This is a genomic window from Nocardiopsis codii, assembly GCF_036327455.1.
Taxonomy (GTDB): domain Bacteria; phylum Actinomycetota; class Actinomycetes; order Streptosporangiales; family Streptosporangiaceae; genus Nocardiopsis; species Nocardiopsis codii.
The window spans coordinates 160,174-172,779 of sequence record NZ_JAUZMY010000003.1 but is presented as its reverse complement, the minus strand read 5'-3'; the positions used below and the strand labels follow the sequence as shown (position 1 = coordinate 172,779).

The 12,606-nt window shown below is 70.2% G+C and carries 11 protein-coding genes and 1 pseudogene; 6 read left to right on the top strand and 6 right to left on the bottom strand.

The window, feature by feature from the left end; translation table 11 throughout:
- Positions 1–44: 44 nt before the first annotated feature.
- The 5 genes from Q8791_RS04515 to Q8791_RS04495 form a co-directional block, all read right to left on the bottom strand.
- Complete coding sequence (locus Q8791_RS04515) at positions 45–935, bottom strand: immunity 49 family protein (protein WP_330090287.1); 891 nt, start codon at positions 933–935, stop codon at positions 45–47.
- 5 nt (positions 936–940) lie between these two features.
- On the bottom strand, positions 941–4,219 hold the full coding sequence (locus Q8791_RS04510) for a hypothetical protein (RefSeq protein ID WP_330090286.1): 3,279 nt from the start codon (positions 4,217–4,219) through the stop codon (positions 941–943).
- 63 nt (positions 4,220–4,282) lie between these two features.
- A complete protein-coding gene (locus tag Q8791_RS04505; protein WP_330090285.1) occupies positions 4,283–4,660 on the bottom strand; it encodes a DUF6507 family protein in 378 nt (125 codons plus the stop codon).
- The gene (locus Q8791_RS04500) at positions 4,657–5,007 is read right to left on the bottom strand and encodes a hypothetical protein (RefSeq protein ID WP_330090284.1); all 351 of its coding nucleotides are present in this window, start codon (positions 5,005–5,007) and stop codon (positions 4,657–4,659) included. Before Q8791_RS04500 ends, Q8791_RS04505 begins: the two co-directional genes overlap by 4 nt.
- Before the next feature lie 473 nt (positions 5,008–5,480).
- Positions 5,481–6,200 carry a DUF6069 family protein gene (locus Q8791_RS04495; protein ID WP_330090283.1) on the bottom strand — a complete coding sequence of 240 codons (720 nt, stop codon included), beginning with the start codon at positions 6,198–6,200 and terminating at the stop codon, positions 5,481–5,483.
- 193 nt (positions 6,201–6,393) lie between these two features.
- Between Q8791_RS04495 and alr the strand changes: the two genes are divergently transcribed.
- From alr to Q8791_RS04465, 6 genes and pseudogenes are all read left to right on the top strand, one after another.
- Positions 6,394–7,524 (top strand): alanine racemase, encoded by a 1,131-nt coding sequence (gene alr / locus Q8791_RS04490; protein WP_330090282.1) that lies wholly within the window; start codon positions 6,394–6,396, stop codon positions 7,522–7,524.
- Between the two features lie 211 nt (positions 7,525–7,735).
- Positions 7,736–8,236, top strand: a pseudogene (tsaE, locus tag Q8791_RS04485) (tRNA (adenosine(37)-N6)-threonylcarbamoyltransferase complex ATPase subunit type 1 TsaE); the annotation flags it as partial.
- Between the two features lie 130 nt (positions 8,237–8,366).
- Entirely contained in the window at positions 8,367–9,044 is a 678-nt protein-coding gene (tsaB, locus tag Q8791_RS04480) for a tRNA (adenosine(37)-N6)-threonylcarbamoyltransferase complex dimerization subunit type 1 TsaB (RefSeq protein ID WP_330090281.1), read from the top strand.
- A 59-nt stretch (positions 9,045–9,103) separates the two neighbouring features.
- Entirely contained in the window at positions 9,104–9,538 is a 435-nt protein-coding gene (rimI, locus tag Q8791_RS04475; protein ID WP_330090446.1) for a ribosomal protein S18-alanine N-acetyltransferase, read from the top strand.
- Positions 9,531–10,565, top strand: a complete 1,035-nt coding sequence (tsaD, locus tag Q8791_RS04470; RefSeq protein WP_330090280.1) for a tRNA (adenosine(37)-N6)-threonylcarbamoyltransferase complex transferase subunit TsaD — start codon at positions 9,531–9,533, stop codon at positions 10,563–10,565. The genes rimI and tsaD overlap by 8 nt, the downstream gene beginning before the upstream one ends.
- 315 nt (positions 10,566–10,880) lie before the next feature.
- Positions 10,881–11,711 (top strand): SDR family NAD(P)-dependent oxidoreductase, encoded by an 831-nt coding sequence (locus Q8791_RS04465; RefSeq protein ID WP_330090279.1) that lies wholly within the window; start codon positions 10,881–10,883, stop codon positions 11,709–11,711.
- Positions 11,712–11,879: 168 nt separating this feature from the next.
- Here the strand turns inward: Q8791_RS04465 and Q8791_RS04460 are convergent, their stop codons facing one another.
- Positions 11,880–12,479: a hypothetical protein gene (locus Q8791_RS04460; RefSeq protein WP_330090278.1), complete on the bottom strand. Its 600-nt coding sequence runs from the start codon at positions 12,477–12,479 to the stop codon at positions 11,880–11,882.
- Positions 12,480–12,606: the final 127 nt, after the last annotated feature.

The window sequence follows — 12,606 nt, the reverse complement described above, 5'->3', positions numbered from 1 at the left end:
GGCATGGTGCTTCCCGCGTCGAGGCGTCCGTGCCCCTGTCGGCGTCAGGTCGGGAACTCGCCGTACCAGCTGCGCTGGACGAGGTGCTTGGGCAGGTAGCCGGACTCGACCTCGAGCCGGAAGTCCGGGTCCTGCTCCGCGGTGTCGTAGGCCAGGCAAGCCATGGCCAGCAGGGGGAGAGACACGACCCCCTTGATGCTGTGATTCCGTTTTTCGTCTGCGGTCTGGTAGTCGCGGAAGAGTTCCAGGCCTTGGGCGAGCGAGTCATTGAACTTGGCGCTGTCACGTTCGACCAGTCGCAGGAAGATGTTCATCGGGGGGAAGATGATCATCTCCATCAACTCGGGCGATCCGAAGTCGGCGTTTTCGGGAGTGGACAGCTCCATCGCTGCCAGAAGCTCTTCATCCAACCCTGGTCGATTGAGAACGAACGCCTGCAGGGCCGAGATCCAGTGGTAGGTGAACGGGTTGTACTGAGTACCGTCGGACTCACCCGCTTCCCGCAGGAACTCCACGGGGATCTCGCACAACTGCCGGTAGCGCTGCTGGTCACGGCAGATGACGGCGAGGAAGAAAGCCGTAGTCCAGTTTCCGGCGTTGGCACAGTACTCCGGTCCGGTCGCCCGCGGTCGACGGATCTTGTGGTTGAACATCACCTCGAGTTCGGTGCCCTGTGGGTGGGTGGCCATCATGAACATGGCGTGATGCATCTGCAGGGCGGCGACCCACGCCTCCCAGGTCTCCAACTCGGCCGCGTCCGGGTCCTCGTGAATGCTGAACATCGCATCCAGATAGAACGAGGACAGGGACATGTCGATTGCACTGGCATCGGTGTCGAGGCGTTCGGACCACCTGTCCCGGTTGGATTTGTTCTCTTCCCAGAGATCCTCTTCTGGTGCTCGTCCCAAGTCGTGTCGGGTAATGTAGTGACTCACGCTGATTAATTTCTCTTTCGGTTGTCGAAAAGTCTCAGGGAATTTCCTTCGTATTTTCCGCCTTGGGGATTTCCCTTCGCTTCTACGTAGTGCACCCTGTTTTTTGTTGGGTCTTCGCTCATTGATTCCTTGATTCTTCGTGCAAGCTTCTTTTCCTTTCCTCCTCGGTCTTCCATTTCCTGAAGGATGTCGTCGAAGTACTCCCTGGTGCCTTGGCTCACTCTCTTGAGCGTGCCCCTGGAGTCGGTGATTACTCTATCTCCGAGCTCGGTCTTCAGGCTGCTCTTGGCCTCTACGACGACGAATCCGCCACCGTCGGCCTCGTCGATCTCCCAGATCTGGTCGAACTGGTCGTTGCCGTTCCCAGGGCCGAGCCCTTCCAAGTCGATGGGGTTCGGGTTCTCGGGAGTTGATTCCCTGAGCTTGGGCAGGTGAATCTTCTTCCTGGGTGAACCGTCCGCCTGATCGCCTGGACGGGCATTCCCGGCAGTGTCTTTGGCTGGTTCGTGGTACTCGATTTCCTTGGTTCCGTCGAAGTTCTCCCGAACTGCTTGTTTCGCCGCCTCTTCTCCGAAATCCTCCGACCTGTTCGTGACATCTCTGAAGTAAGGCTTGCGTTCCGCGCGCGCCTCAGTGAGTTTCCTGGTGTTGAGCTCGGTGGGATCAGCTTTGTGTGCTGCTTTGTATCTCAGGACCTTCTCTTTGAAGGGTTTGAACCTCTCGATGGCTTTGGCTCGCATGTCTGCGAGGTTGTCGAGAGTCCTTCTGATGCCGTCCGGGGCTCCTACTCTGACTCCGCTGATCGCGCTCCCGAGGTACTTGGGGGGAGCCGGGGGTGGGAGAGCCTCCCTTGCAGTCCACTTGCCCGCTGACCCATCCCAGATGAGGGGAGGGATGACTTCGCCATTGACTATGGTGTCCGCTCTGAACCTGTGCCCGCGCTTCTCGTAGAAGGCCTCCCGCAGGAGGCTTCTCTTGTTCGCTGGCGAGTCGATGAAGTGAGTGTTGACCACGTCGACGAACTTGCGGACGAAGTCCGAGCCGTCGCCGAGGTCCATGCCTCGCAGCAGTGCGTAGGCCTTCTCCTGAAGTGCTGCCCTTTCCGGGGTGATCGGGCGTCCCGTTGGCCTGCTCCGTTCGGGGACCGGTGGAGACTGGTCGTCCTTGCCGCCGTCTCGCTGGGTGTCGGGGGAGTCGGGGCTGGAAGCCGGGCGGACGGGTCCGCCGTCTTGAGCATCGTGGTGCGTCCTGGAGTCCGAGGACGGCCGGTCCGTGCCGTTCCTGCCGTCGGGGTCTGTGTGGGACGTCCGTGCGTCGACACGGGTACCGTCCCGGTCCCCGCCGGAGGGGTTGCCCTTGGGAGGACCGTCGCCCTCCGCGCTGTTGCGGACGGTCGGGGTCCGGTCCCGCAGGTCGGCGCCGTGCCGGTCGGCCGGGACGCCGCGCCGGTTCTCGGGGCCGTCCCCATTCCGGTTCCCGGACTCCGGACCGGTACGCGAGTCACGCTCACCGATACGGTCCCCGTCGGATCCGCGTCCGGTGCTGTCGGTCAGATTGACCGTCCGGTCCGGGACCGAGGCGGGGACACTGCGCTCGGCGGTCAGGGTGTCGTCGCCCCGTCCGCCCACGCCGGCGGGGACCCGGTCACCGGCGGCCTCCGGGCCCCTCGGGCGGTCCGGCTCGATCTGGTTGGCCTCCCAGGAACCGCGCCCGCCGCCCGGGGCGGTCTTGTTCTCGCGGTCGACCTCCTCGATCCGCGGCTGGTTGTCCCGCGCCGTCTCACGACCGAGTTCGGCCAGTTCCGGCTGGTCCACGATGTCCCAGAACGCCTCGCTCTCGGCCAGCTGCTGGGTGGTGGGATCGACCGGCCGGGCGGGGTCCTGCCCGTCGCGGTCGTTCCGCGCCTGCGCGGGCCGACCGGGTGCGACCGGCCGACCGCCGGGGTCCGAGGTCTCGCCACCGCCGGAGGAGGCGCTCCACCGGTCGATGTGGCCCTGGAGTTCCGTCCACTGCGCGGTGCTGTAGTCACCCCGGTTGAACGAGCTCATGTCCAGGCTCGCGATCGGGGAGTTGAGCCCGCCGTAGTTGGGCATGCCGGGTGGCAGGCTCACGTCCACGTCGACCCCCGACCCGCCGCCGGATCCGCCGCGCCCGCCGCCCATCCCGTCGACGATCGCCATGCCGCGCCAGGCCATCAGCGGTACGCCCACGACCGCGCCCACGCCCGTCGCGGTCAGGGCGGCGCCGCCGACCATCGAGACGATGTTGAGCGCGGCGGTGCCGATGACGTAACCGGGCCGCTCGCCCCACTCCTCCCAGGGCACGACCGAGTGGGCGAGGTCCTTCCACGCGGAGCCGAGCGAATCCCCGCCCGCCCAGCCCCAGCTGTCGGACTCGCCGTCGTACATTCCCACCAGCGACGCCACGGACTGGACGTTGCCCTCGTGGTACTCCCACAGGGCGTCGCCCCAGGACGCCTGGAACCAGCCCTCGGAGCTGTGCATGCCCAGCATCGCCCCTGTGCCCTCGACCGCTCCGACCCCGAAGTCCCACACGGCCGCGCCCGCGTCGACCCACCAGTGCTCGTTGGTGGTGGCACCGCCCATGTCCCACTCGACGGCCAGGTCCGACAGGCTGTCCTCGTACCCGTGGTAGAACACGTCGGGGTCCAGGTCGCCCCCGCCGGAGGGCATCGCCTCGAAGTTGGTGCGGTCGAGGACGAAGTGGTTGACCTGGTTGGCGCAGTCGCGCTCGGCCGCCTCGTAGTCCTCGATGATGCCGGTGCCCTCACTGATGAGGCGGCTGTTCTCCGCCACGTCGGGGCTCTCGCCGATGCCGAAGAACCCGGCCACGCCCTCGGCGTCGCGCCAATCGTCGCCCTTCGCGTCGATGCGGGCCCGGAACGTGTAGGCCTCGGTGCGCAGGGAGGACCAGCGGCGCTTGATGTCACGCAGGTCCTCGGCGAAGTTCTCCAGCGCGTTCGCGGCGTTGTTCAGACCGGTCAGGACATCGTCGCCGTCGCGGGCCACGGGGCCCAGGACCGTGTGGAGCTCTTCCGCCTCGGGGGCCTTGTAGCTGGACGTGAGCGCACCCCAGGACGAGTTGATGTCGTTCCCGTTGTCGGCCACCGACTGGCCGGCGGTGCGCAGATCGGCGGCGAGGGTCTCGATGTAGTCGGGGGAGGGAGCGGGGACCGGGAAGGTCGCGGGGCTGATCTTCTCGTCGCCGTCGGTGAGCATGTCGAGCTGCTCATCGGTGGTCAGGGGCGTGGTCGAGGTCGACACGTCAGGCGCTGGGGGCACGGGGGTACTCCGGGGTGGCGGGGCCGGGGGAGGTTGGGGGAGGGGTCAGACCATCTGCGCGTGCTGACCCGGGCCGGGCGGGGGCGGGGGCGGGTCGGGGATGACACCCGCGTTCTGCTGGGCTTCCAGCGCCATCGTCTGGTTGCCCTCCACGTAGGCCGTGGTGGCCTCGCTGGTCTGCCGGACGGCGTTGGAGGTCAGCGCGAGCATGTCGCCCATGAGACCGAAGTAGTGTCCGGCGAACTCGCCCAGGGCGATCCCGATGGGGGTGCTGTTGATGTGGGTGCTGAGGGTGGTGACGCGTCGTTCGATCGTCTCCATGTCACCGAACAGGCCGTCGCCTCCGCCCTCCTCGCCGAGGTAGGACATGGTGGTGGTGAGCACGGTGCCGACCTCTGAGGGCTGGATGTCCCAGGCGGTCATGGTGTCCTCCGGTCACTGGTCGCGGGTGGGTCGGGTCGGGGGCGGGTCCGCGCACGGAAGCTCTCGGGACGGAAGACCTCCGCTGCGTCGGCGGCATCGGGTTCGGGGCCCGGCGCGGCCTCGGCTCGGGCGACCTCGACGGTGTGGAGCAACCGGTTCAGCGCCGGGCGGACCCGCGCGAAGTCGGCGCGGGAACGCAGACGCATGTACTCGGAGGACCGCTGGAGCCTGAGCAGGTGGAGCGGCAGGGAGGGTTCTGTCGCCGGGGCCCGGTCCTCCTCCTGGAACCGGGCGCCGGAGGCCGGAGCCCCGCCGTCGTCATCGGGGGCCACGTGGTCGAACTTCACCGGCGGTCCTCTCCTGGGTACGTCACCGCGTCGGACGCGGGGAGGGCGCGCGGATTCCGCGGCGCCGGGATCGTCGTGCCTCTCGCGAGGCGTTCGGCCCCTCTCCACGTGTGCGGGCCGGACTCCTCACGGCCCGTCCGACCATTAGGACGAGCCCTCACCATCCGGCATACATGACGCACGGAATGTAGGCATAGTTCCTTTTTAGCGTGCTCCACCGACACCCGAGTGGAGTGGTTGCGAGGCGGTGGTCTTCCCGCGGGCACGGGTCTGTGGGTGTGCGACTGGCATCGTGCGAGCTCAGCGGGGAACAGCGGGCGGGAGCTGAGCCGGAGCCCCTCCCGGGACTGTGGTCCAGGACACGCGCGCGTGGCCGGGAGCGGCCACGCGGAAGGGGCGGAGCCGATCGGCTCCGCCCCTCATCACTCGTTATCTCTGTTCCACACGTCCCTGTCGGGAGGCGCCTCCGGGGTTCACGGGTCCTGTCGGGCCCGTTCCTCCCTGATGATCTCCACCCTGGCCTGCTCCTCCTCCGCGTCCTGGTCCTGAGCGCGGACCTGGGTGCGGTGGTACTCCTCCTGGCTCACGTCGGGCAGGATGCCCTCGTGCTTCAGGGCGGGCTCCTCGGGGTGAGCGGGAACCACGTGTTCCTGCTCGTCGCCGGGGCGCGGCGGGGTCTCCCCGATGGGGGTGACGGTCGCTCCGGGCGTCTGCGCGGCCTGCGTGTTCTGGGCCGTCGGAGACACTCCGGCGCTCCGCCTGCTCAGCGTGGAGGCGCGCCCCACGCTCCGCAGCAGGGTGATGATCGCGATTCCCGCGACCAGGTTGATCAGCGCCGTCGCGATCTGGCTCGGCATCTCGGCACCCTGGCTGAACGGGGTCACGGCCGCGATCGCGGTCGCCAGACCGACGATCCAGCCGAAGAAGGTCCCCGCCTTCGGGGCCGAGAGCAGCAGCAGGTGCATCAGGGCGGTGGCGAGCAGGGCCGCGACCGCGGCCATGAGCGCGTACGCGACAGTGCTCGCGTCGCCCAGGTTCCCCGCCTCCTCCGGTGCGAGCACCGGGACATCGAACACCCCTCGGAAAACCAGGGCGCCCGCGAAGATCACCAGAGCCGCGACGACCGCGGTGGCGAGGCCACCCGACCAGAGACGCGTGGTGTTGACGGGTCGTTCACTTCCGAACTCGGTCATGCCGGTACCCCCAGATACGGCGTCGAGGCCGGTCATACCCTGCATCCTTCCGTTTACTACGAGTGACCATGAAAAACAGCGACGTTCCTGGTCATTCGGTGTAAATCAGCATGGGACCGATACGTCCGAACTCGGTCGCAGGCCACATACCCGCAGCTCCACACGGGTAACCCACACGTGGAACACTGGGGACATGGTTCACTTCGCGCACGCTCGCGTCGATCTCGACGCGCTCACCTCCAACGCACGCCTGCTCCGCGAGCACGCGGGCGGTACCCCGTTGATGGGGGTGGTCAAGGCAGACGGCTACGGACACGGGATGATCCCCGCCGCACGTGCCCTGATCGCGGGCGGCGCGACCTGGCTGGGCACGGCCCTCATCGGCGAGGCCCTCGAACTCCGCCGGGCCGGGATCACCGCCCCGGTCCTGGCCTGGATCATCCCCCCGGGCGAGCCCGTCGGCGCGGCTGTCGAGGCCGACATCGACCTCGGAGTGAGCGACCGGGCGGTCCTGGACACGGTCGTCTCCGAGGCCCGCCGCCTCGGCCGCACCGCCCGCGTCCAGCTCAAGATCGACACCGGCCTCAACCGGGGCGGGGTCAGCGCGGCGGACTGGGCGGAGCTGACCGAGGTCGCCGCCCGCGCGGAGGACGACGGGCACCTGCGGGTCTCCGGGATCTGGTCGCACTTCGCCTGCGCGGACGAACCCGGCCACCCCTCGATCGCCTTCCAGCTCTCCAACTTCCACGAGGCGCTGGAGATCGCCGACAAGGTCGGTCTGACCCCCGAGGTCCGGCACATCGCGAACTCGGCCGCGCTGCTCACGCTCCCCGAGACGCGCTTCGACCTCGTGCGCGGCGGGATCGCGAGTTATGGCCTGTCCCCAATCCCCGATTTCTCATTGCCCGGATTGCGGCCCGCCATGACCCTGCGCTCCCGCGTCGCCCTCACCAAGCGCGTGGGAGCGGGAAGCGGGGTCTCCTACGGCCACCGCTACGTCACCGACCGCGAGACCACCCTGGCCCTGGTTCCGCTCGGCTACGCCGACGGCGTCCCCCGGGCCGCCACCAACAAGGGCCCCGTCCTCCTCGGAGAGCGCGTCCGCACCATCGCGGGAACAGTCTGCATGGACCAGTTCGTTCTCGATGTGGGGGACGACAGGGTGGAGGCCGGTGAGTACGCGGTACTGTTCGGCGACCCGGGTGAGACCCCGGGCGTCCCGACCGCGCAGGACTGGGCCGAGGTCCTGGACACGATCCCGTACGAGATCGTCACCAGGGTGGGCCCCCGGGTCCCGCGCGAGTACGTCGGCGAAGGATCCTGACCGGACACGGAGAACCGGTCACAGACGTCCCCCACCCCGCCTAACCTGGGTGAAGAGGTCACTTCCGGCACGCCCCGCCGCAGGGGCGCCCCGGCGGGACCGATCCCGCGCGGGCGACGCCGCGCGGACCGGCACGTCCTCTCCGGAACGCCCCCGGACCCGGCGTGCCCGGACACCGACCGACCACATCCCAAGACGAGCTGCGAGCCCGATGACAGACGTGACAGCACCCACCGTGTCCACAGTCCGCGAGGTCACCGCCGCCACGGACGACGCCATGCGCGCCCTCGGCCGCGACCTCGCGGCCCTCACACGCCCCGGCGACCTGCTGATCCTGTCCGGGCCGCTCGGCGCGGGGAAGACCACCCTCACCCAGGGCCTCGGCGCCGGCCTCGGCGTGCGCGGGTCGGTCACCTCCCCGACCTTCATCATCTCCCGCGTCCACCCGTCCCTGGTGGGCGGACCCGCCCTCGTGCACGTGGACGCCTACCGGCTCGGCGGACCGGACGAGATCGACGACATCGACCTCGACATGACCCTGCCCGACTCCGTCACCGTGGTCGAGTGGGGCGAGGGCGTCGCCGAGGAGCTGTCCGAGGACCGCCTGGAGATCCGGATCGAACGGCACCGCGACGACACCCGCACCGTGCACCTGCGCGCCGTCGGCGCCCGGTGGGCCCGGGCCGACCTGCCCCACGGGACCCCGTCCGGCCCGCCCCCCGTGCAGGACGGGCCTCCCGGAGCCGCGCCGGCCGACGGCTCCCGCCCCGGCGACGACTCCCCGGCCGACGCTCCCAACGACCTGCCCGGCTCGGACGCCGGGCGCGGATAGGCGGAAACCCGTGCTGCTCCTGGCCTTCGACACCGCCACCCCGGCGGTCACCGCCGCGATCGGGGAGGGCGCCCCCGACGGGGCGTTCACCCTGCGCGCCGCAGCCTCCTCCGTTGACGCCCGCCGCCACGGCGAGCTGCTCAGCCCCACTCTCCAGCGGCTGACCGAGGAGGCCGGCATCACCCTGGCCGACCTGGACGCCGTCGCGGTCGGGATCGGCCCCGGCCCCTACACGGGGCTGCGGGTCGGGCTGGCCACCGCGCACGCCCTGGCCGACGCGCTCGGCATCCCCTGCCACGGGGTCACCACCCTGGACGCGCTCGCGTTCGCGACCGGGCGCACCGAACCGTTCCTCGCGATGACCGACGCCCGCCGCAAGGAGGTGTTCTGGGCGCGCTACGACGACCGCCTCACCCGCGTGGGCGAGGTCCAGGTCGCCAGGCCCGCCGAGCTCGACACCGGCGGACTCCCGCTGGTGGGCGACGGCGCCCGCATGTACGCGGACGTCTTCGGCGCGGGTGCGGACGCCCCGGAGCCGCTGCACCCGGACGCCGCCGCCATGGCCGAACTGGCGTTGCTGCGCCTGTCCCAGGGCGCCGAGCTCCCCGACCCCAACCCGCTCTACCTGCGCCGCCCGGACGCGGTGGAGCCCGGAGCCCCGAAGAAGGTGCGCCAGTGGGTGAAGTGAACGACGGAACAGGCGGGGCCCCCGGCACTCCGGGGGCGCCCGCCGTTCGGCTGCGCCCGATGACCACCGGCGACGTCCCGGCGGTCATCGCGCTGGAGCGAGCCCTGTTCCCGCTCGACGCCTGGAGCGAGGCCATGCTCCGCGACGAGCTGGCGGAACCCACCCGCCACTACGTGGTCGCCGAGACCGGCGACACCGTCGTGGGGTACGCGGGGCTGCGGTTCGTCCCCCCGGAGGGTGACGTGCAGACCATGGCCGTGTCCGAGCAGGCCTGGGGGAAGGGGATCGGAAGCGCGCTGCTCACCGAACTCCTCGACCAGGCCGCCGCCCGGGGCGCCACCCACGTGTTCCTGGAGGTGCGCTCGGACAACCCGCGCGCCCAGGACCTGTACAAGAGGTTCGGCTTCGTGCAGATCGGTGTCCGCCGGGGCTACTACAACGGGGCCGACGCGTTCGTCATGCGACGCGTCGTGGAGAAGGGGACCCATGAGTGACCTGCCGCTGATCCTGGGGATCGAGTCGTCCTGCGACGAGACCGGCGTGGCCCTCGTCCGCGGCTGTGAGCTGCTCGGCGACTCGGTCGCCTCCAGCGTCGACCAGCACGTTCGCTTCGGCGGGGTGGTGCCCGAGGTGGCCAGCCGCGCGCACCTGGAGGCGATGACGCCGACCGTCCGGCGGGCGCTGGACAACGCCGGGGTCAAGCTGTCCGACGTGGACGCGATCGCGGTCACCGCCGGCCCCGGCCTGGCCGGAGCCCTGCTCGTGGGCGTGTCCGCCGCCAAGGCGTACTCGATGGCGCTCGGCAAACCGCTCTACGGCGTCAACCACCTGGTCGGCCACGTGGCCGTGGACCAGCTGGAGCACGGCCCGCTGCCCAAGCCGTCGATCGCCCTGCTCGTCTCCGGCGGCCACACCTCGCTGCTGCTGGTCAACGACCTGGCCACCGACGTGGTGTCCCTCGGCGACACCGTGGACGACGCCGCGGGCGAGGCCTACGACAAGGTCGCGCGGCTCCTCGAACTGCCCTACCCCGGCGGTCCGCCCATCGACCAGGCGGCCCAGCGCGGCAACCCGAAGACCATCCGGTTCCCGCGCGGCAAGTGGGGCGACGGCACCTACGACTTCTCGTTCTCCGGTCTCAAGACCGCCGTGGCCCGCCACGTCGAGGACGCCGACCGGCAGGGCGAGCCCCTGGTGGTCGCGGACATCGCCGCCGCCTTCCAGGAGTCGGTGGTGGACGTGCTGACCCGCAAGGCCGTGGACGCCTGTGTCGAGCACGGGGTGAGCACCCTGGTCATCAGCGGCGGCGTGGCGGCGAACTCGGCCCTGCGCGCACTCGCCGCACAGCGCTGCCAGGAGGCCGGGATCGAACTGCGCGTCCCGCGCCCCCGCCTGTGCACGGACAACGGCGCGATGATCGCCGCCCTGGGCGCCGAGGTGGTCGCCGCCGGTCTGCCGCCGTCGGCGCTGGACCTGGCCACGGACACGTCCCTGCCGGTGGAGTCCCCGCTGGCGACGTAAGCGGCCGGTCGCACCGACCGCGACGGACACGCCGAGGGGCGGGACGCACACGCGTTCCGCCCCTCGCGTGTTCCTGCGGGGAGCACCGGATCGGTCCGGTGGTGCTCGTCGACGCGGTGGACCGGAGAGGCGGGGGACCTGAGGCGCGGTGTTCCGCCGTCGGGTCGACAGGGCTCGATATGGTGTTCGATACCTTATGGGTGCGGCTTCCGGGCGCACGGCAGCCCGGAGGAGACGAGCCCGACGACGGCCCCGCCGCCACTCACGCGGACGCCACCACCCCGCCGGTACAGCGAGCGATTCAGGAGAACCGCAGTGACCCGTTCCAGCACCATCCTCATCACAGGCGCCACCGACGGACTCGGTCTGGGCCTGGCCGAGGCCCTGGCGGCCGACGGCGCCGACCTCATCCTGCACGGCCGTAGCCAGGACAAACTCGACCGGGTCGCCGACCGGATCGGGGCCGACGGCGCGGCCAGGCCGCGCACGGTGGTCGCGGACCTGGCCGACCTCGACCAGGTCCGCCGCATGGCCGCCGACATCCGGGCCTCGGAGAGCCGCCTCGACGTCCTGGTGAGCAACGCCGGTATCGGGGCCGGGGAGCCCGACGGGCGTACCCGCCGCACCAGCGCCGACGGGTACGAACTGCGCTTCGCCGTCAACCACCTCGCCGGATTCCTGCTCACCCTCGAACTCCTGCCGCTGCTGCGCGCCTCGGCCCCGGCCCGCGTGGTCAACGTGGCCTCCCTCGGCCAGACCGCGCTCGACTTCGACGACCTGATGCTGGAGCGCGACTACGACGGCACCCGGGCGTACCGGCAGAGCAAGCTCGCCCAGATCATGGCCGGGTTCGAGCTCGCCGCGCGGTTGCCCGCCGACGAGGTCGCGGTCAACAGCCTGCACCCCGCCACCTTCATGCCGACCAAGATCATCCGGGACATGACCGACCACAGTGTCGACACCCTGGAGCAGGGGGTCGAGGCGACCCGCCGGCTCGTCTCAGCCCCGGAGCTGGCCGGTACCACCGGGCGCTTCTTCAACGGGACGACCGAGAGGCGCGCCAACGACCAGGCGTACGACGGCCAGGCGGTCGAGGCCCTGTGGAACGCGAGCCTGGAGCTCACCGGGGCCAAGAGCCCCTTCTAGAGCGCCGATCGGCCTTTTCCGGACGGCCGACCGGCCTTTTCTGAAGGGCAGACCGGACCCGTTGCCGGTGTGGCGTGAGGGCCTCTGCGCCGGATGATCTTGTACTTATAGCCGATCTCGACGCTCCAGAGGGGCTATAAGTACAAGATCACGGTGATGGGGGTGGGGTCATGCGGCCACGTCCTTCCTGGTCTGCTGGTCGAGCCAGACGCGGGTCAGGCGGGTGAAGGCACGCCAGTCGTCGGGGTCGTCGCAGCTGGGGGAGGGTGCGCGCGGGGCGGGGACCGTGATCGGAACCGGACTCGCGGCGCGGGGGTCGGCCGCACGGGGTTCGGCGGTGCGGGGCTCGGCGGCGCGGGGGTCGGCGGTGCGGGGCTCGGCGGCGAGAAGGTCACCGGGAGGCGGGATCGCCCTCGCCGACCAGCGGTGGATGCGTGCGGTCGCCTCGGCCTGGATCCGGTCGAGTTCGCGTTCGTGGGCCTCGAAGTAGGGCCGGACGAAGGCGGGGTCGTCGGAGGGGAGCCACGCGCGCTGGACCACGGGGCGGGGCGCGGGGAGGAGAGGTGTCGGACGCCCGGCGGCCGGTTCGACCTGCGGGGGAGGCGTGGTGGCCTCGACCGGTGCCGGAACGGGGGCGTAGCGGCGCACACGGGTGGACCTGCGGCGACGGAGTCCTGCGGGGGAGGCGTGGCGTCCGCGCGGCGGCGCGAGGAGGGCCGTGAGCGGGCGGAGGGCACGGCTCAGAAGGGCAGCGCTAAACTGGCGCATGCTGGCAATCCTTGTCTGTAAAGGGTGGTAGTTGCTGGCCACGGCCCCGGGCGGTTCTATCCGTCGCGGGGCCATTTGTGGGTTGAGTTGTGTGTTCGAGGCCAGAGTAGGGGGAGGGGGTGGGGAG

What these genes read in the sequence shown, in the direction of transcription:
- tsaD (WP_330090280.1), top strand. Translation starts at nt 9,531, where the DNA reads ATGAGTGACCTGCCGCTGATCCTGGGGATCGAGTCGTCCTGCGACGAG.
- Q8791_RS04495 (WP_330090283.1), bottom strand. Translation starts at nt 6,200, where the DNA reads ATGACCGAGTTCGGAAGTGAACGACCCGTCAACACCACGCGTCTCTGG.
- Q8791_RS04460 (WP_330090278.1), bottom strand. Translation starts at nt 12,479, where the DNA reads ATGCGCCAGTTTAGCGCTGCCCTTCTGAGCCGTGCCCTCCGCCCGCTC.
- alr (WP_330090282.1), top strand. Translation starts at nt 6,394, where the DNA reads ATGGTTCACTTCGCGCACGCTCGCGTCGATCTCGACGCGCTCACCTCC.
- rimI (WP_330090446.1), top strand. Translation starts at nt 9,104, where the DNA reads ATGACCACCGGCGACGTCCCGGCGGTCATCGCGCTGGAGCGAGCCCTG.
- Q8791_RS04505 (WP_330090285.1), bottom strand. Translation starts at nt 4,660, where the DNA reads ATGACCGCCTGGGACATCCAGCCCTCAGAGGTCGGCACCGTGCTCACC.